18 protein-coding genes are annotated in these 18288 nt (G+C 69.3%); 11 read left to right on the forward strand and 7 right to left on the reverse strand.

What is annotated here, in order from left to right; genetic code table 11:
• Positions 1–43 precede the first annotated feature (43 nt).
• The gene (locus tag A3AG_RS0110475) at positions 44–1921 is read left to right on the forward strand and encodes a DEAD/DEAH box helicase (RefSeq protein WP_026164093.1); all 1878 of its coding nucleotides are present in this window, start codon (positions 44–46) and stop codon (positions 1919–1921) included.
• An 83-nt stretch (positions 1922–2004) separates the two neighbouring features.
• Here A3AG_RS0110475 and A3AG_RS0110480 read toward each other — a convergent pair whose 3' ends face one another.
• Both A3AG_RS0110480 and egtD read right to left on the reverse strand, forming a co-directional pair.
• A complete protein-coding gene (locus tag A3AG_RS0110480; protein ID WP_018005352.1) occupies positions 2005–3261 on the reverse strand; it encodes an SUMF1/EgtB/PvdO family nonheme iron enzyme in 1257 nt (418 codons plus the stop codon).
• A 129-nt stretch (positions 3262–3390) separates the two neighbouring features.
• Positions 3391–4485: an L-histidine N(alpha)-methyltransferase gene (gene egtD, locus A3AG_RS0110485; protein ID WP_018005353.1), complete on the reverse strand. Its 1095-nt coding sequence runs from the start codon at positions 4483–4485 to the stop codon at positions 3391–3393.
• Between the two features lie 571 nt (positions 4486–5056).
• On the opposite strand from egtD, the gene A3AG_RS0110490 reads away from it, so the two are divergent.
• The 3 genes from A3AG_RS0110490 to A3AG_RS0110500 all read left to right on the forward strand — a co-directional run bounded on the left by A3AG_RS0110490 (position 5057) and on the right by A3AG_RS0110500 (position 7197).
• A complete protein-coding gene (locus tag A3AG_RS0110490) occupies positions 5057–5764 on the forward strand; it encodes a TerC family protein (protein WP_018005354.1) in 708 nt (235 codons plus the stop codon).
• 141 nt (positions 5765–5905) lie between these two features.
• Positions 5906–6700, forward strand: a complete 795-nt coding sequence (locus tag A3AG_RS0110495; protein WP_018005355.1) for a thymidylate synthase — start codon at positions 5906–5908, stop codon at positions 6698–6700.
• Entirely contained in the window at positions 6697–7197 is a 501-nt protein-coding gene (locus A3AG_RS0110500) for a dihydrofolate reductase (RefSeq protein WP_018005356.1), read from the forward strand. Before A3AG_RS0110495 ends, A3AG_RS0110500 begins: the two co-directional genes overlap by 4 nt.
• Before the next feature lie 61 nt (positions 7198–7258).
• On the opposite strand, the gene pmbA is transcribed toward A3AG_RS0110500, so the two are convergent.
• Positions 7259–8626, reverse strand: coding sequence for a metalloprotease PmbA (pmbA, locus tag A3AG_RS0110505; RefSeq protein ID WP_018005357.1), 1368 nt, complete (start codon positions 8624–8626; stop codon positions 7259–7261).
• A 58-nt stretch (positions 8627–8684) separates the two neighbouring features.
• On the opposite strand from pmbA, the gene yjgA reads away from it, so the two are divergent.
• Together yjgA and mog are read left to right on the forward strand one after the other, a co-directional pair.
• The gene (gene yjgA / locus A3AG_RS0110510; RefSeq protein ID WP_276307886.1) at positions 8685–9299 is read left to right on the forward strand and encodes a ribosome biogenesis factor YjgA; all 615 of its coding nucleotides are present in this window, start codon (positions 8685–8687) and stop codon (positions 9297–9299) included.
• Positions 9296–9934 carry a molybdopterin adenylyltransferase gene (gene mog / locus A3AG_RS0110515; RefSeq protein WP_018005359.1) on the forward strand — a complete coding sequence of 213 codons (639 nt, stop codon included), beginning with the start codon at positions 9296–9298 and terminating at the stop codon, positions 9932–9934. Before yjgA ends, mog begins: the two co-directional genes overlap by 4 nt.
• Before the next feature lie 45 nt (positions 9935–9979).
• Here the strand turns inward: mog and A3AG_RS0110520 are convergent, their stop codons facing one another.
• A complete protein-coding gene (locus A3AG_RS0110520) occupies positions 9980–10861 on the reverse strand; it encodes an AEC family transporter (protein WP_018005360.1) in 882 nt (293 codons plus the stop codon).
• A gap of 81 nt (positions 10862–10942) precedes the next feature.
• On the reverse strand, positions 10943–11569 hold the full coding sequence (orn, locus tag A3AG_RS0110525; protein WP_018005361.1) for an oligoribonuclease: 627 nt from the start codon (positions 11567–11569) through the stop codon (positions 10943–10945).
• Positions 11570–11787: 218 nt separating this feature from the next.
• On the opposite strand from orn, the gene A3AG_RS0110530 reads away from it, so the two are divergent.
• From A3AG_RS0110530 to A3AG_RS0110540, 3 genes are read left to right on the forward strand one after another with little or no spacing between them, the layout of a single operon-like run.
• Positions 11788–13035 carry a M48 family metallopeptidase gene (locus tag A3AG_RS0110530; RefSeq protein WP_018005362.1) on the forward strand — a complete coding sequence of 416 codons (1248 nt, stop codon included), beginning with the start codon at positions 11788–11790 and terminating at the stop codon, positions 13033–13035.
• Positions 13032–14003 (forward strand): ribosome small subunit-dependent GTPase A, encoded by a 972-nt coding sequence (gene rsgA / locus A3AG_RS0110535; RefSeq protein WP_018005363.1) that lies wholly within the window; start codon positions 13032–13034, stop codon positions 14001–14003. The genes A3AG_RS0110530 and rsgA overlap by 4 nt, the downstream gene beginning before the upstream one ends.
• A 32-nt stretch (positions 14004–14035) precedes the next feature.
• Entirely contained in the window at positions 14036–14341 is a 306-nt protein-coding gene (locus tag A3AG_RS0110540) for a putative signal transducing protein (protein ID WP_018005364.1), read from the forward strand.
• Between the two features lie 42 nt (positions 14342–14383).
• Here the strand turns inward: A3AG_RS0110540 and A3AG_RS0110545 are convergent, their stop codons facing one another.
• Positions 14384–15388, reverse strand: a complete 1005-nt coding sequence (locus A3AG_RS0110545) for a CobD/CbiB family protein (protein ID WP_018005365.1) — start codon at positions 15386–15388, stop codon at positions 14384–14386.
• Between the two features lie 191 nt (positions 15389–15579).
• Entirely contained in the window at positions 15580–16278 is a 699-nt protein-coding gene (locus A3AG_RS0110550; protein WP_018005366.1) for a pirin family protein, read from the reverse strand.
• A gap of 152 nt (positions 16279–16430) precedes the next feature.
• Between A3AG_RS0110550 and A3AG_RS0110555 the strand changes: the two genes are divergently transcribed.
• A complete protein-coding gene (locus tag A3AG_RS0110555) occupies positions 16431–17351 on the forward strand; it encodes a LysR family transcriptional regulator (RefSeq protein WP_026164095.1) in 921 nt (306 codons plus the stop codon).
• A gap of 10 nt (positions 17352–17361) precedes the next feature.
• Positions 17362–18270, forward strand: a complete 909-nt coding sequence (gene gluQRS, locus A3AG_RS0110560) for a tRNA glutamyl-Q(34) synthetase GluQRS (protein ID WP_018005368.1) — start codon at positions 17362–17364, stop codon at positions 18268–18270.
• Positions 18271–18288: the final 18 nt, after the last annotated feature.

Raw genomic sequence — 18288 nt, forward strand, 5'->3', positions numbered from 1 at the left:
ATTCTGCGTTTCGGGGTGCCATGCACTTATTTGACCTTTCGACATGACCCAGCACGACCTTCGTGCGGAGCAAGCTATTGCCTCCGCGACCGACGCTTCGATCACTTCCGACGCTGCCCAGAGCCCGCTCGACAAGCTCGACGCCCTGCTCAACCCCAGCCCGGCAGTGGCAGCCCCGGCCGTGGAAAGCGGTTTCGCCGCACTTGGCCTCGACGCGGCCATCCTGCGCGCGCTCTCCGACCTGAACTACAACACGCCCACGCCGGTGCAGGCCCAGGCCATCCCGGCCTTCCTGGCCGGCCGCGACCTGCTGGTCTCGAGCCAGACCGGCTCGGGCAAGACCGCGGCCTTCATGCTGCCGGCGATCCAGCGCATCAGCGAAATGCCGGCGCCGCAGCGCTCGACCGAGCCCGCCAAGCGCATGAAGGGCAAGCGCCCCCGTCCGGCCCCGGCCCAGCCGGCGCTGCTGGTGCTGACGCCGACGCGCGAACTGGCGCTGCAGGTGACCGAGGCCGCCGCCAAGTACGGCCGCAACCTGCGCCGCATCGTCTGCGCCAGCATCCTGGGCGGCATGCCCTACCCCAAGCAGCTGGCCATGCTGGCCAAGATGCCTGACATCCTGGTGGCGACGCCGGGCCGCCTGCTCGACCATATCGACGCCGGCCGCATCGACCTGTCGGCGCTGCAGATGCTGGTGTTCGACGAAGCCGACCGCATGCTCGACATGGGCTTTGCCGACGACATCGACGCCATCGTCAACGCCACCCCGGCTTCGCGCCAGACGCTGATGTTCTCGGCCACGCTGGATGCGCGCATCGCCCAGCTGGCCTCGCGCCAGCTGAAGGACCCGCAGCGCATCGAGATCGCCGCGGCCCGCGCCGACCAGAGCCATATCGAGCAGCGCCTGCACTTCACCGACGACATGTCGCACAAGGAGCGCCTGCTGGACCACCTGCTGCGCGACGCCTCGCTCAAGCAGGCGATCGTCTTCACCGCGACCAAGCGCGATGCCGATTCGCTGGCCGAGCGCCTGTCCGACACCGGCTTCTCCGCCGGCGCGCTGCACGGCGACATGACCCAGGGCGCGCGCAACCGCACCCTGACCGCGCTGCGCCGCGGCAACCTGCGCGTGCTGGTGGCCACCGACGTGGCCGCGCGCGGCATCGACGTGCCCGATATCACCCACGTGGTGAACTTCGACCTGCCCAAGCAGGCCGAGGACTACGTGCACCGCATCGGCCGTACCGGCCGCGCCGGCCGCTCGGGCATCGCCATCAACCTGGTCAACCACAACGACATGTTCCAGTGGCGCCGGATCGAGCGCTTTACCAACCAGCGCGTCGACGCGTCGGTGATCGAGGGCCTGGAGCCGCGCCGCGCGCCCAAGCCGCGCGCCGGCTTCGGCGGCAAGCCGGGCGGCGGCCGCGGTGACTTCCGTGGCAACGGCGGCGGCTACCGCGGCGGCGAGCGCAGCTTCGGCGAGCGCAAGTTCGGTGGCGACACCCGTACCGGCTTCGGCGAGCGCAAGTTCGGTGGCGAGAGCCGTGGCTTCGGCAACCGCGCGGAAGGCGCGCGCCCGTTCGGCGACGACAACCGTGGCGGCTTCGGCAACCGTGAAGGCGGCTACCGTGGCCAGGGCGGTGGCTACCGCGGCGCCAGCGACGGTGCCCGCGGCTTTGGCAACCGTGACGGCGGCCGTCCGTTCGGCGACGATCCGCGCGGCGGCTTCGGCAACCGTGACGGCAACCGCGGCTTCGGCGAAGGCCGTGGCAACGGCGGCGGCTACCGTGGCAATGGCGCCAACGGCGAAGGCCGCAGCTTCGGCAACCGCGACGGCAACCGCGGCTTTGGCGGCGCTTATGGCGGTAACGGCGGCGCCAACGGCGGCAACCGCAACAGCCGCTCGCGCTACGAGCGCTGAGCGCGCGGTGCGCTGAACGCACCTGCCGCATGACAGAACAGGGCACCCTCGGGTGCCCTGTTTTTTTTGTTGCTGGTGCCGCGCTACAGCGCGCAGGTGCGGAAGCCGATGAAGGCCAGGTCGTCCTCGGGCAACCGCGCCCAGCGCGCGCGCACATGGCGCAGCCGCGCCGGACTGGCGAACGACACCCCGCGCACCGCCTGGTGCGTGCCGAAGCGCCCCACCATGTCGCCGTCGGACGGCGCGGCGACAAAGCCGGCATACGGCTCGTACGGCGTGGCGGTCCACTCGCGCAGCGCGCCCCACTGCAGGCCGCGGTTCTGGGTCGCGGCGAGCTCCCATTCCGATTCCGCCGGCAGGCGCCGCCCGGCCCAGACGCACCACGCCTGCGCCTCGTACAGCGTGACATGGCGCACCGCCTCGTCGGGATTGAGCGTACGCAGCGTGCCGAAGCGCTCCAGCATCCACGCGCGCGATTCCGGATGGCGCGACCAGTAGCGCGGCGCGGAGCGTTCCTGCGTCATCAGCCATTGCCGTCCCGCCGACGACCACCAGGCCGGATGCTCGTAGCCGCCGTCCTCGACGAATTCCAGGAACTGGGCGTTGCTGACCAGCGCCATGTCGATCTCGAACGCGGGCACGTAGGTCGGCTGGGGCGGCAGTTCGTCGGGCCAGGCAAAGCCGTCGGCATCGCTCCAGCCGAGCGTGAAGCGCCCGCCGGGGAAATGCAGCGTGCCGCCATGTCCAGCCGCCGGCGCCGGTGCCGCCCCGGCGGCCTCGGCGGGAGCCATGCCAAGCGCCTGCAGCAGCGCGGCCACGCCCTCGCCCTGCGCGTCTTCGTGCAGCAGCGCGCGGCGGAACGGGTACAGGGTCAGGTCGGCGTCGTCGGGCAGCAATGCGATCCGGCGCAGCACGCCGTCGAGCACCTCGGCGGCATAGCGCTTGACCGCCGCAACGTCGGGCAGCGCGACCTCCCAACGCTCGTCGGGCCCGATGCGGTCGGGATCGAACCATTCGTCGGCGCCGTCGAGCAGCGACGGCTCCGACGCCACCGGCACCGGCACGCCGCCGCGATCGACCTGGCGCACGCCGCGCAGGCACCACCACTCCGCATGCCAGGCGACGTGGCCGAGCGTCCACAGCGGCGGGTCGGCATCGTACTGGCGCGGCACGTCCCAGGCGCGGCGGGTCTGCCCGAACGGCGCCAGCCACGCCAGCGTGCGGCTGCGCGTGTCGACCAGGGCCTGCGCCAGCCCTTCGCGCGGCAGCCGGCGCGGGTCCGACCACGTCGCCTTGCCGCCGGTGAAGTAGAGATCGGGAAGCATGGGAAAGCCGCTCATCGGGAAATCCGCGCAGGGAATGGAGGGTGGACAGGCAGCAATCGGGACAGCCGCGGGCACGCCGCGGCCCGCGCGTGGCACGCCACGCCGGGCTGCGGCCATTATGACACTACCCGCCCGGCAGGCTGCTCAGCCGCGCGCGTGGAAGACCGCGAACCAGCCGCGCGGGTCAGACCAGTACACCGGGTCGTCGAAACCGGCGGCTTCGAGCAGCAGCGCGAAGTCCTCCGGGCGGTACTTGTACGAGTCCTCGGTATGGATGCGCTCGCCGGCGCCGAACTCGCGCGCGCCGCCGTCCCATTGCACGCGCACGTCGCGGCATGCCTGCAGGTGCATCTGGACGCGCGAGGCCGCGCGGTCGAAGCTGGCCTGGTGGCGCCAGTCGTCCAGCGCGAAATCGGTGCCGACGATGCGGTTCACGTTGCGCAGCACGTTGCGGTTGAAGGCGGCGGTGACGCCCAGCGCATCGTCATAGGCCGATACCAGCGTGGCCTCGTCCTTGTGCAGGTCCACGCCGATCAGCACGCCGTCGCCGCGCCCGGCCGCGCCGCGCAGGCGCTGCAGCAGGGCCAGGGCTTCGACCGGCGCGAAATTGCCGATGCTCGAGCCCGGATAGAAGAACAGGCGCCTGCCGCGCCTGACCTGGGCCGGCAGGTCGAACGGCGCGCACAGGTCGGCGCCCAGCCCCAGCATCGGGATCTCGGCATGCTGCTGCTGCAGCGACGACAGCGTCGCGCGCAGGAACTCGACCGAGATATCCACCGCCACGTACTGCGCCGGCCGCAGGCTGCCGAACAGCCGCGCCGCCTTCTCGCAGTTGCCCGCGCCCAGGTCCACCAGCACGCAGCCGCTGCCCGCGCGCGCCGCGATGGCGGGCGCCGCGCTGGCAAAGATCGCGGCCTCGGTGCGGGTCGGGTAGTACTCGGGCAGGTCGGTGATGGCTTCGAACAGACGCGAGCCCAGCACGTCGTAGAAGAACTTGGGGCTGATCGCGGCCTGCGGGGCGCGCAGGCCGGACAGCACCTGCTCGCGCAGCGCGCCGCTGTCTTCGCGGTACTGCTGCACGAACTCGGGCTGCGGCGGACGCGGCGCGCGGCCATTGGCCAGCGCCACCAGCGCCGGCGGCGCCACGGCATGGCCGTTATGGTGGTTCAGGGGCGGGAGGGGGGTCTGCGGGGCTTTTTGGTGTGTGGGCGGGTTGGGCGGGTTCGGGACAACCGGCATGTCGTTTCCTTGTGTGGTCGCAAATGGGCACTGCTTCACTGCGTATTCCCCAAGGCCGCGCTGTGCATGTCGTGCGCGCCGGTCTCCGCAATGCGTGCCTGTGCTGTCCGGGACGCACCGGTCGGAGCCGAACTTCAAGGATAGGCCGATCCGGCCGATCGCGCAGCCCCATGGCGCGCCGATACAAGTTGCCGTCACGCCGCCGTCGCGGCCGGGTGGCCGCAGGCCGCCCCTGGGCGAGACGATTACGGCACCTCGAAGTTGAGTCAGTATCTTTCCTAATGCCGCATGTCGCTTGCAGTTCGTTTATAATCCCGCCCAGCGCGACCTCTGAAGGGTCGTGTCCCTCAAAGGGGAGTAGCTCCGGGGCTTTGCCCTTAGCACAATCGTCATTCCGGGACCGCAGTCCCCGGTTGTGCTGACCACCGGCGCGCATACCGCGCCAGTGGTCGAGCAAGACCTTTGCAACCTGGACTTCATGGTTTGCAAAGGCGCCCCCACGCTCCCGTGCACGTGAATCCAGGCGAACCCAATGCGCGCGCTTGCGCTGATTCGTACCTGAGGAGAGTTCATGGAGTGGTTTACCGATCTGTTCACGATGCAATTCCTGACGGCGCTGCTGTCCATCGTCGTCATTGACCTGGTGCTGGCCGGGGACAATGCCATCGTGATCGCGCTGGCGGCACGCAACCTGCCGTCCCACCTGCAGAAGAAGGCCATTATCTGGGGTACCGTGGGTGCCGTGGTGGTGCGCTCGGCCATGACGATCGGCGTGGTCTGGCTGCTGAAGATCCCGGGCCTGATGCTGGTGGGCGGCCTGGCGCTGGTATGGATTGCCTACAAGCTGCTGTCCGACGAAGGCGACGGCGACGAGCATGGCACCGGGGCCTCGACCCTGTGGGGCGCGATGAAGACCATCATCATCGCCGACGCGGTGATGGGCGTGGACAACGTGCTGGCGGTGGCCGGCGCCGCGCACGGCAGCTTCCTGCTGGTGGTGCTGGGCCTGCTGATCAGCATCCCCATCGTGGTGTGGGGCTCGAGCCTGGTGCTCAAGCTGATGGCCCGCTTCCCGGTCATCATCTACCTGGGTGCCGGCGTGCTGGCGTTCACGGCGGTCAAGATGATCGTGCACGAGCCGATGGTCAAGGCGTTCTTCGAAGCCAATCCGGTGGTCAACTGGGCCCTGTACGTGCTGATCGTCGGCGGCGTGCTGGGCGCCGGCTACCTGGTGCAGAAGCGCCGCGAGCAGCAGCAGGAGCCGGCCGGCAGCCACTGAGCCTGCCTCCCGGCGCCAGGGTCTGGTGCCCTGGCCCTGCCGCAAAGGACGGGCCGCCCCTGAGGGGCGGCCCGTCTTGCTTTAAAATGCCAGCTTCGCGGGCCCAGGCGCCCGCGCCAACTTCCATCCCGCCCCGCGCCGATGAAACAGTACCTCGACTTCATGCGCCATGTTTACGAGCATGGCACCGACAAGGCCGACCGCACCGGCACCGGCACGCGCTCGGTGTTCGGCTACCAGATGCGCTTCGACCTGCGCGAAGGCTTCCCGGTGGTGACCACCAAGAAGCTGCACCTGAAGTCGATCATCTATGAACTGCTGTGGTTCCTGCAGGGCTCGACCAACGTGCGCTGGCTGCAGCAGCACGGCGTCACCATCTGGGACGAGTGGGCCGACGAGCAGGGCGAACTGGGCCCGGTCTACGGCTCGCAATGGCGTTCGTGGCCCGCCCCGGACGGCCGCCATATCGACCAGATCTCCGAGCTGGTGGCGCAGATCCGCGCCAACCCGGATTCGCGCCGGCTGATCGTGTCGGCCTGGAACGTGGCCGACATCCCGCGCATGAAGCTGCCGCCCTGCCATGCGTTCTTCCAGTTCTACGTGGCCGACGGCCGGCTCTCGTGCCAGCTGTACCAGCGCAGCGCCGACATCTTCCTGGGCGTGCCGTTCAATATCGCCAGCTATGCGCTGCTGACCCACATGATGGCGCAGCAGACCGGGCTGGAAGTGGGCGACTTCATCTGGACCGGGGGCGACTGCCACCTGTACAACAACCATTTCGAGCAGGTGCAGACGCAACTGGCGCGCGAGCCGCTGGCGCTGCCGCAACTGAAGATCCTGCGCCAGCCCGACAGCATCTTCGACTACCGCTACGAAGACTTCGAACTGGCCGGCTACCAGTCGCACCCCGCGATCAAGGCACCGGTGGCCGTATGACGCTGCTGACACTGGTTGTAGCGCGCGCCCGCAACGGCACCATCGGCCGCGACAACACGCTGCCGTGGCGCCTGCCGGAAGACCTGGCGCACTTCAAGCGCACCACCATGGGCGCGCCCGTGATCATGGGGCGCAAGACCTGGGATTCGATCGGCCGCCCGCTGCCAGGCCGGCGCAATATCGTGGTCAGCCGCAACCCCGACCTGCGCCTCGAAGGGGCCGAGGTGGCGCCCTCGCTGCAAGACGCCCAGCGCCTGTGCATAGGCGCCGAGCAGATCTTTTTGATCGGCGGCGCGCAGCTGTATGCCGAGGCCATGCCGTGCGCGGACCGGCTGGTGGTGACCGAGATCGATGCCGACGTGGAGGGCGACGCCTTCTTCCCCGAGATCGATCGCACCCAATGGATCGAAACCGCGCGCGAGACCCACCATTCGGCAGCGAACGGCTTCGACTACGCCTTCGTCACCTACGAGCGGCCGCCTTCGGAAGAATCGTGACCGGCGCTTGAATTGAAAAAAGCGGGCCCTGGCCCGCTTTTTTTTTGGAGGTCGATGCCGCTCAGTTGCCCGCGATGGTCATCTGCTCGAGCAGGATCGAGCCGGTTTCCTTGGTGCCGCGTACCAGCGCATCCGCGCCGATCGCGACGATCTGCCGGAACATCTCGGCCATATTGCCGGCGATGGTGATTTCCTCGACCGGATACTGGATCACGCCGTTCTCGACCCAGTAGCCCGACGCGCCGCGCGAATAGTCGCCGGTCACGTAGTTGACGCCCTGCCCCATCAGCTCGGTCACCAGCAGGCCGGTGCCAAGCTTGCGCAGCATGGCGGGGAAGTCGTCGCCGGGCTGGGTCAGGCTGCTCGACAGCGTCAGGTTGTGCGAGCCGCCGGCGTTGCCGGTGGTCTGCATGCCCAGCTTGCGCGCCGAATAAGTGGAGAGGAAGTAGCCCTGCACCACGCCATCCTTGACCACGTCGCGCTCGCGCGTGCGCACGCCCTCTTCGTCGAACGGGGCGCTGCCCATCGCGCCGGGGACATGCGGCTGCTCGTGGATCTGCACATGCGGGGCGAACACGGCCTGGCCCAGCGAATCGCACAGGAAAGTGGACTTGCGGTACAGCGCGCCACCCGACACCGCCTGCACGAAGGCGCCCAGCAGGCCCGCGGCCAGCGGCGCCTCGAACAGCACCGGGCAGCGGCGCGTCGACAGCTTGCGCGCCTGCAGCCGCGCCAGCGCGCGTTCGGCGGCGTAGCGGCCGATGTCCTCGGGCGCGGCCAGCGCCAGCGGCGAGCGCTTGGATGAATACCAGTCGTCGCGCTGCATGCCGCTGCCGCTGCCGGCGATCGGCGCGCACGAGATGAAATGGCGCGAATACGGATAGCCGCCGGTGAAGCCGCGCGTGGTCGCGAGCACGAACTGCGAATGCTGGGCGGAGACGCTGGCGCCGTCGCTGTTGCGGATGCGCGGCGATACCGCGAAGGCCGCGGCCTCGGCGCGGGTGGCGATGTCGATCGCGGCTTCGGCGTCGAGCGCCCACGGGTGGAACAGGTCCAGGTCCTGCGGCGCGCGCTCGAGCAGTTCCTCTTCGGCGAGGCCGGCGCAGTCGTCCTCGGCGGTGAAGCGGGCGATGTTGTAGGCCGCCTCGGCAGTGGCGCGCAACGCGGCCGGCGAGAAGTCCGAGGTGCTGGCGTTGCCGCGGCGCTTGCCGATCATCACCGTGACGCCGACCACCTTGTCGCGGTTCTGCTCGATGGTTTCCACCTGGCCCTTGCGCACCGACACCGACAGGCCGCTGCCTTCGGAGATCTCGGTGGCGGCGTCGGTTGCGCCCAGTTCGCGTGCCACCCGCAGCACATCGGCGGCCATCTCGCTGAGCTGGGCCTGGGTGTAGGTGAAATGCGCGGTCTGTTCGGCGATCTGGTCCATGCTGGGCGGGTGTCATCAAAAGTCCAAGCGGCAATCATAGCAAGATAAAATGCCGGGCATGACGCGAAATTCCCGTAACTCCCAAGGTGCGCGCTTTCCCGGAGGCTTTGCCCCCGAGCCGGAAGACGACGAACCGAAAAGCAAGTCGCAGCGCAAGCGCGACATGACCGCCCTGCAGGACCTCGGCGCCGAGCTCGAGGCGCTGGCCAAGGACCGCCTGGCGCGCGTGCCGATGCCCGAGGCGCTCGCCGACGCCATCCACCAGGCGCGCCGCATCACCAGCCATGAAGGCAAGCGCCGCCAGATGCAGTACGTCGGCAAGGTCATGCGCGGCCTCGAGGACGAAGAAGTCGAGGTGATCCGGCAAGCGCTGGAGGGCTTCAAGGGCACCAGCAAGGCCGAAACCGCCCGCATGCATCTGATCGAGCGCTGGCGCGAGCTGCTGCTGGCCGACGACGCGGCGCTGACACGCTTCCTCGGCGAGCATCCCGGCATCGACGTGCAGGCGCTGCGCAACACCATCCGCAACGCGCGCAAGGAAAAAGAACTGGGCAAGCCGCCGCGCTATTTCCGCGAGCTGTTCCAGGCAATCAAGACGGCGCTGGACCTGAAGGACGGCAAGGGCCGCGCCACCGAGGCACCCACCCCCGACCATCCGGAGCCCGAGGCATGACCCAGACCACCCAGCCGGTTGTCCGCCACCATCCCGACGAACTCGTCGTCGGCTTTGTTTCGATCTCGGACCGCGCCTCGGCCGGCACCTACCAGGACGAGGGCATCCCGGCGCTGCGCGACTGGTTCGGGCGCACGCTGACCTCGCCCTGGCAGGCGGTGGAGCGCCTGATCCCGGACGAGCAGGCGCAGATCTCGCGCACGCTGATCGAGCTGGTCGACGTGGCCGGCTGCGACCTGGTGCTGACCACCGGCGGCACCGGCCCGGCGCGCCGCGACGTGACGCCCGAGGCCACGCTGGCGGTGGCCACCAAGGAAATGCCGGGCTTCGGCGAACAGATGCGCCAGATCAGCCTGCATTTCGTGCCGACCGCGATCCTGTCGCGCCAGGTGGCGGTGGTGCGCGAGACCGCCAGCCGCGCGGCGCTGATCATCAACCTGCCCGGCCAGCCGCGCGCCATCCGCGAAACCCTGGAAGGCCTGCGCGACGCCGACGGCAAGCCGGTGGTGCCAGGCATCTTTGCCGCGGTGCCGTATTGCATCGACCTGATCGGCGGCCCGTACATGGAAACCGACGAGGCCGTCGTCAAGGCCTGGCGTCCCAAGAACGCCGTGCGCGCCAGGCCCGCGGCCTGATCCGCACGGCCCGCCCGCCGGCGCGCGCCGCGCGGGCATGCCGCCTCAGCGCAGCCCGAGGTACAGCCCGACCGGCACGAACACCACCGCGGCGATATTGCCGAGCAGCACGATCGACGCGACCTGGTCCGGCTCCTGCCGGAAGTGGTCCGCCACCAGGAAATTCAGCACCGCCGGCGGCAACGCCGCGAACACGAACAGCAGGCCGCGCTGCAGCCCGGTCAGCGGCACCCACTGCGCCAGCGCCAGCGCCACCGCGATGCCCGCCAGCGGGCACACCGCCGCGCCGACCAGTCCCATGCCCCAGTTGCGCAGGCTTACATCCTTCATGCGCACGCCCAGCGCAAACAGCATCAGCGGCACGGTGGCATCGCCCAGCAGCTTGACCGACTGGTAGACCGGGTCCGGCAGCGTGAACCACGGCCGCGCCAGCGCCAGCGCCACGCCCGCCACGGTGGCCAGCACCATCGGGTTACGGGCGATCTGCGCCAGCGACGCATGCCGGTTGACGATCTTCATGCCGAGGGTGAAGTGCATCAGGTTCGACGCCGCGAACAGCGCCACCGCCGGCGCCAGCCCGGCCGGGCCGAAGGCGAACACGGACAGCGGCAAACCCATGTTGCCGCAGTTGTTGAACATCATCGGCGGCACGAAGGTGCGCGGATCGACCTTCATCCACCGCGCCAGCCCCCACGCCAGCACGCCCGAGCCCAGCACCACCGCCACCGCGCAACCCAGCAGCACCAGCTGGTCGGCCAGCACGAAGTCCTTGCTGACGAAGGCCGACACCACCAGCAGCGGCGCGATCACGTCCAGCGTGGCGCGGTTGATGCCCGCCATGTCCGGATGGGCCTTGCGCCCGTACAGCCACCCGACCAGGATGATCAGGATGACCGGCGTGATGATGGAGACGATGCGCTCGAGCATGGGCGGGCGGACGGGCAACGCGCCGCCTGCACGGGACGGCGCGCCGGGAATGGTGATGGGCTGGCGGGAGCCGCGCTCCGCTTACTGCGCCGGCGTGCCGGCGGCCGGGGCCTCGCCGGCGGGCGCTGCGCCGGGCGCGGCGTGGCGGATAAAGTGGGTGCGGTAGTAGCGCAGTTCTTCCACCGACTCCAGGATGTCGGCCAGCGCCGTGTGCAGCTGGCGCTTGACGAAGCCCTTGTGGATGGCCGGCTCCCAGCGCTTGCACAGCTCCTTGAGCGTGGACACGTCAAGGTTGCGGTAGTGGAAGAAGGCCTCCAGCTTGGGCATGTAGCGCGCCATGAAGCGGCGGTCCTGGCAGATCGAGTTGCCGCACATCGGCGACTTGCCCGCCGGCACCCAGCGCTTGAGGAAGGCCAGCAGCTCGGCCTCGGCCTGTTCTTCGGTCAGGGTCGAGGCCTTGACCTTGTCGATCAGGCCCGAGCGGCCGTGGGTGCCCTTGTTCCAGTTGTCCATGCCGTCGAGCACGGCATCGCTCTGGTGGATCACCAGCACCGGACCTTCGGCCAGGATATTGAGTTCGGAGTCGGTAATCACCACCGCCACTTCGATGATGCGGTCGGTATCCGGCTGCAGGCCGGTCATTTCCATGTCCAGCCAGATCAGGTTGTTTTCGCTTTTAACGGATTTGGCGGCGGCTTGGCTTGTCATCGGGACTGCGGGAGATAGGGATTTGGGGAAAGCGGCCGCGGCGGCGCCGGGCGCGAACAATTTATAATTCTCGCATATCCGTCCGGGATGGCTGACCGCGCACCAGCGCGGCGCCGTTTCCGGAATTCCCGGACCGCCGCCTGCCCCACCCCGCGGCGCGGTCCCCACGGGCACCCGTCCAGCAACGCCGGGCGCCCGCACCCACAAGGCGCTTGCCGATGTTCACGATTGTCTTTCTCGCCGCCCTGGTGCTGATGGTGCTGACCAAGCTGTGGCTGGCCGCGCGCCAGGTGCGCCATGTCGCGCAGCACCGCCATGCCGTGCCGGCGCGCTTTGCCGACACCATCAGCCTGGCCTCGCACCAGAAGGCCGCCGACTACACCATCGCCCGCACACGGCTGTCGATGCTCGAAGTGCTGGCCGGCGCCGCGGTGCTGATTGCCTTCACCATGCTGGGCGGGCTGCAGTGGCTCAACCAGTTCTGGCTGGGCGTATTCGGCCCGGGCTATGCCTACGGCGTGGCGCTGGTGGCCAGCGTGGCGCTGATCGGCGGCCTGGTCGACCTGCCGTTCTCGCTGTACGGCCAGTTCGGCATCGAGCAGCGCTTCGGCTTCAACAAGATGACCTTCGGCCTGTGGCTGGCCGACCTGCTCAAGATGCTGCTGGTGGCGAGCGCGCTGGGCCTGCCGCTGCTGCTGGCGGTGCTGTGGCTGATGGATCGCGCCGGTTCGCTGTGGTGGGTGTGGACCTGGCTGGTGTGGATGGCCTTCAACCTGTTCCTGCTGGTGGTGTTCCCGACCTTTATCGCGCCGCTGTTCAACAAGTTCGAGCCGCTCGACGACGCCTCGCTGCGCCAGCGCATCGAGAGCCTGATGCAGCGTTGCGGCTTTGCCAGCAAGGGGCTGTTCGTGATGGACGGCAGCAAGCGCAGCGCGCACGGCAATGCGTACTTCACCGGCTTCGGCGCCGCCAAGCGCATCGTCTTCTTCGACACGCTGCTGTCGCGCCTGTCGGGCGACGAGATCGAGGCGGTGCTGGCGCACGAGCTGGGCCATTTCAAGCGCCGCCACGTGGCCAAGCGCATCGCCGTAACCTTCGCGCTGAGCCTGGTGTTCCTAGCGCTGCTGGGCTGGCTGGCCACGCGCAGCTGGTTCTACACCGGGCTCGGGGTGGCACCCAACCTGGGCGTGTCCAACAGCGCGCTGGCGCTGGTGCTGTTCTTCCTGACGCTGCCGGTCTTCACCTTCCTGCTGGGGCCGCTGTCGAGCCAGTCGTCGCGCCGCCATGAATTCGAGGCCGATGCCTTCGCCGCCGACCAGACCAACGCCAGCCACCTGGTGTCGGCGCTGGTGAAGCTGTACAAGGACAACGCCTCGACGCTGACGCCCGACCCGCTCTACAGCGCCTTCTACTACTCGCATCCGCCCGCGGCGCAGCGGATCGACCGCCTGCTGGCGCACGCATGAGCCGCGCCACGCGTCACCGCAACGCCGGCGGCGGCACCCACGCCGGCACCCCCACGGAATCCGCGCTAATCGTCGCCGCCCATGGCCGCCACTACGTGGTCGAGCTGGCCGACGGCGCGCGCATGCACGCCTTCCCGCGCGGCAAGAAGAGCGACTGCGCGGTGGGCGACCACGTCAGCGTCGAGCGCGCCGCCGCCGACCAGTGCGTGATCACCGGGGTTTCGCCGCGCAAGAACCTGCTGCACCGCTCGGACCAGTTCAAGTCCAAGCTGCTCGCCGCCAATATCGACCAGGTCATCATCGTGCTGGCCACCGAGCCGGGCTTTTCCGAAGACCTGCTCGGCCGCGCACTGGTATCGGCCGAGGCGCTCGGGATCCGGCCGCTGGTGGTGCTCAACAAGACCGACCTGCCCGAGCGCCTGGAAGAGGCGCGCGGCCGCCTGGCGCTGTACCGCGGGCTGGGCTACGACACGCTGGAACTGTCGGTGCGCGCCGATCCGGCGCAGGCGCTGGCCGCGCTGCGGCCGCGCGTGGCGGGACTGGCCAGCATCCTGATCGGCCAGTCGGGCATGGGCAAGTCGTCGCTGCTGAACCTGCTGATCCCGGGCGTCGATGCGCAGACCCGCGAGATCTCGGCCAAGCTCGATTCCGGCAAGCACACCACCACCTTCACCCGGCTCTACCACCTGCCCGCGGACTGGGGTACCGTCGAGGGCCGCCAGGGGGCGCTGATCGATTCGCCGGGCTTCCAGGAATTCGGCCTCTACCATCTCAGCGAGGGCATGCTGGAACGCGCCTTCCCCGAGTTCCGCCCGCTGCTGACCGCGTGCCGCTTCTACAATTGCCACCACGTCAACGAGCCCGGCTGCGGCGTGCTGGCCGCGGTGGCCTCCGGCGACATCTCGGAACGCCGGCACCAGCTCTACACGCAGCTGTTGCACGAATCCAGCCAGCAGAAGCCGTGGTAAGGTAAGCGCACCTGGGTTCCCGGTGCGCTGCCATGAAACTGCTGCTGTCCGCCACGTCCCTCGTCCACGCCGCCCATTGCCGCAACGTGCTGCGCGCGGCCGGCATCCGGGCGGAACTGCGCAATACCTGGCTGGCCGGCGCGACCGGCGAGATCCCGTTTCGCGAGAGCGCGCCGCAGGTGTGGCTGGTCGATGACGAGATGGAGGCGCAGGCGTGGGCGGTGCTCAATGCCGCGGCCAACCCGGTACCGGGGCCCAGCTGGCAATGCGGGCATTGCGGCGAATGGCACGAGGCGCAGTTCGGCGCGTGCTGGCGCTGCGGGGCGGCCCGCGACTGACCTGGCCGGATCAACTGGCCGCGCTTGCCGGCCAGGCGCCGCTCACCCCACCCACAGCGCCAGCGACACCATCGCCAGCAGCAGCATCCACAACACCACCGCGCGCCACACCAGGCCCACGGCGGACTGCAGCGTGCGCACGCCGGGCTCGGTGCCGAACTCGGGCGGCGCCGGTTCCGGGCCGCCGTTGGCGCCGTCGGCGTCCTCCATGCCGGGCGCGTAGTCCACCGCCGGGCCGGCCACGCTGGTGCGCAGCACCACCGTGGAATCGTCCTCGGCCAGCGGCGTGCCCAGGCGCACGCCCAGCGCGCCGCCGCCGCTCGCCAGCAGGATGCCGTTGACGGCATCGTTCCACTTGCGCGCATGGTTGCGCCAGGCGTAGACCGCGTCCTCGAAATTGCCGACGATGGCAAAGCCGATCGAGGTCAGCCGCGACGGGATCCAGTCCAGCAGGTAGAAGGCGCGCGCGGCGAAGCGGCCCAGCGCCGGGCTGCGCTCGGTCGACGGCAGGTTCCAGTGGCGGCCCAGGTATTCGGCGGTGCGGTACAGCACCACGCCGCCGGGGCCGACCGGCACCAGGAACCAGAAGAACACGCCGAACACATGCCGGTGCACGGCGATGATCGCCGCTTCCAGCGTGTGGCGCACGATTTCGGACACCGGCATCTCGACCGTGTCGAGCCCGGTCCACTCGTGCAGCAGCGTGCGCGCGGTATGGAGGTCGTCGCGGTTGAGCGCCTCGTGGATGTCGGTGAAGTAGTGGCTGAACTGGCGGAAGCCCAGCGTCATGTACAGCACCAGCACGTTCCACGCGAGCGTCAGCGCCACGCTGATCGACGCCAGCAGGTAGTGCACCACGATCACTGCCAGCGTCAGCGGCAGCACCACGGTCAGCCATGCCAGCGCGGCATCGCGTGGGCGGCCGGTGTCGAAGGCGTGCTCGGCGCGGTCGCCGAGCGCGCGCACGATCTCGTAGATCGGGTTGTTGCGGCCCAGGGCGCGGAACTGCTCGGCAATCAGCGCCAGGAGAATGGAAACAAAGGTCATCTTGGTACGGGGTGCTCCAAGGGCACGCCGGCCCGTTCGGGCCGGCCGGCGCGACTGGCCAGCGATGTGCCGGCGCAGGCGCAATGCATAGCGAGAAGATAGCACAGCGCTACGCGCGGGCACCCCGGCGCGCCGCGCAAAAGCGAAAGCCCGCCATGCGGCGGGCTTTCGGCATGGGACTGCCAGCGCTGTCAGGGCAGGTCGAATACCAGCACCTCGGCGCCGTCGCCACCGGACAGCGAGATCTCGGCCACCTCTTCCAGCCTGGCCGCGTCACCGGCCTCGAGCGCCTTGCCGTTGACCGTGACCCGGCCGCGCGCCACGTGCACGTAGGCGCGGCGGCCCGGCGCCAGCGCCAGCGTGGCGGCCTCGTCGCCGTCGAACAGGCCGGCGTAGAGCCGGATGTCCTGGTGCACCAGCACCGAGCCGTCGGCGCCGTCGGCGCTGGCCACCAGGCGCAGCTTGCCGCGCTTGTCGGCCGCGTCGAAGTGCTTTTCCTCGTAGCCGGGGTCGATGCCGTTCTCGGCCGGCACGATCCAGATCTGCAGGAAATGGGTGGTGTCGTGCGCGGCGTGGTTGTATTCCGAATGGCGCACGCCGGTGCCGGCGCTCATGCGCTGCACGTCGCCCGGGCGGATCACGCTGCCGTTGCCCATGCTGTCCTTGTGCGCCAGCTCGCCTTCCAGCACGTAGCTGATGATTTCCATGTCGCGGTGGCCATGGGTGCCAAAGCCCATGCCCGGCGCGACGCGGTCTTCATTGATCACGCGCAGCGGCCCGAACTGCACATGCTGCGGGTCGTAGTAGTCGGCGAACGAGAACGAATGATAGGACTTCAGCCAGCCGTGATCGGCGTACCCACGCTCTGCGGACTTTCTGATTTCAATCATTTTGATGGCCCTCCTTGAGCCTTGTCGCCGACAGCACCGTCTGGATAACCGTGTCGCGGCATACGTTTTCGCTTTGGATGCTAGGCAGTTTAGGCCTTCAGGCGTATATTTACGGGGATCGCCTTAGAAGCAGTCATTCAGAATTTCTGAACATGGCCCTCTCGCTAGAATCCCTCGAAGTCCTGGACGCCATCGAACGCAAGGGCAGCTTTGCTGCAGCCGCGCACGAGATGGGCAAGGTTCCCTCCGCGCTGACCTACGTGGTGCGCAAGCTGGAAGAAGACCTCGATGTGCTGCTGTTCGACCGGCGCCGCCATCGCGCCGAGCTGACGCCCGCCGGCCGCGCCCTGCTCGACGAGGGCCGCCACCTGCTGCACGCCGCCGACGACCTGGCGCGGCGCGTCAAGCGCCTGGCCACCGGCTGGGAGGCCACCCTCACCATCGTGGTCGACGACCTGATCAACTTCCGCGCGCTGCTGCCGGTCATCCACGATTTCTATGCCGAGAACACAGCGACCCGGCTGCGCTTTTCCAAGGAAGTGCTGGGCGGCGCGTGGGACGCGCTGGTGAGCAACCGCGCCGACCTGGTGATCGGCGGCGCCTACGACGCGCCCAGCACGCAGGGCTTCCAGATCCGGCCGCTGGGCTCGATGCCGTTCGTGTTCGCCGTGGCCGCGCATCATCCGCTCGCCACCGAGGAAGGCCCGCTCACCACCATCCAGATCGCCAAACACCGCATCGTCGCGGTGGGCGACACCTCGCGCAACCTGCCGGCCCGCACCCATGGCGTGCTGGCCGGCCAGGACGTGCTGGTGGTGCCGACCATGCGCGACAAGCTCGAAGCGCAGATCCGCGGCCTCGGCTGCGGCTGGCTGCCGGCGCCGATGGCGCAGCCGCATATCGAGAGCGGCGTGCTGCAGGCGCGCGAAACCGTCGAGGTGCGCGCCCCGGGCAACTTCAAGGTGGCCTGGCGCACCAGCAACCGCGGCAAGGCGCTGCAGTGGTGGGCCGGCAAGCTGGAAGACCCGCGCCTGGCGCAGGTGCTGCTGCAACAGCCCGACTTCGCCGGCTGAGGGTGGGCTGATGGCAGAGATCGCCGCGGCCGGCTATCGCGGCCGCTTCGCGCCCTCGCCCACCGGGCCGCTGCACATGGGCTCGCTGGTGACCGCGCTGGCCAGCTGGCTGGACGCGCGCGCGCATGGCGGGCAATGGCTGGTGCGCATCGAGGACATCGACACGCCGCGCTGCGTGCGCGACGCGGACCACGACATCCTGCGCACGCTCGCGCGCGTCGGCATGACGCCCGACGAGCCACCGGTGTGGCAGAGCCGGCGCGAGCCGCACTATGCCGAGGCGCTGCGCCGGCTCGATGCCGCGGGGCAGCTCTACCCGTGCGGCTGCTCGCGCAAGGAGATCGCCGATTCGCTGGTGCACGTACGCGAGCGCCACCAGACCCTGGGCTATCCCGGCACCTGCCGCCACGGCCTGAACGGCAAGCTGCCGCGCGCATGGCGCGTGCGCGTGCCGGACGGGCCCGCCGCCATCGTGTGTTTCGACGACCGCTGGCAGGGGCGCCAGTGCCAGAACCTGGAAACCGAGCTGGGCGACTTCGTACTGCGCCGCGCCGACGGGCTGTGGGCCTACCAGCTGGCGGTGGTGGTCGACGACGGCCTGCAGGGCATCACGCATATCGTGCGCGGCGCCGACCTGCTCGACTCCACGCCGCGCCAGATCCACCTGCAGCACTTGCTGGGCCTGCCCACGCCGGCCTACCTGCACGTGCCGGTGGTGGTCAACCAGCTGGGGGAGAAGCTCAGCAAGCAGAGCGGCGCGCAGCCGATCGACACCAGCGCGCCGCTGGATGCGTTGCGCGAGGCCGGTGCCCACCTGGGACTGTCGAATCCCGCCGGCACGGTCCAGGACTGGCTGGCGCGGGCCACCGACGGCTGGCGCGAGCGGCTGGCCACACTGCCGTTGCCGGCACAGATCTAGAGCCGCAAAAAAACAAAT

It is taken from the genome of Cupriavidus neocaledonicus (assembly GCF_000372525.1).
Taxonomy (GTDB): Bacteria; Pseudomonadota; Gammaproteobacteria; order Burkholderiales; family Burkholderiaceae; genus Cupriavidus; species Cupriavidus neocaledonicus.